Origin of the sequence: Achromobacter sp. GbtcB20, assembly GCF_019091095.1 — a bacterium.
GTDB lineage: Bacteria > Pseudomonadota > Gammaproteobacteria > Burkholderiales > Burkholderiaceae_B > Achromobacter > Achromobacter mucicolens.
Genome location: NZ_JAGXJZ010000921.1, coordinates 1 through 234, shown reverse-complemented (window position 1 = coordinate 234; position 234 = coordinate 1). Strand labels below are relative to the sequence as shown.

The 234-nt window shown below is 73.9% G+C and carries 1 protein-coding gene; it reads left to right on the top strand.

What is annotated here, in order from left to right:
• Window positions 1-234, top strand: a 234-nt coding sequence (locus KVT32_RS31635; protein ID WP_217619588.1) for a MauE/DoxX family redox-associated membrane protein, incomplete at both ends; no start/stop codon positions are given.

The window sequence follows — 234 nt, the reverse complement described above, 5'->3', positions numbered from 1 at the left end:
GAGCTGCTGGCCGCCGCGCTGGTGCTGAGCCCGGCCAGCCGCGCCGGCATGCTGCTCTCGCTGGTGCTGATGTGCGCCTTTTCGGCCGTGCTGGGCTACCAGTTCCTGGCCCGCGGGATCGTCCGCTGCAGCTGCTTCGGCCAGTCGGTGCGGCCGCTGTCGGGCTACGACGTGCTGCGCAACCTGCTGGTGGCCGGGACGATGCTGGGCTGGCTGGCCCTGGCGCCGGCGGGC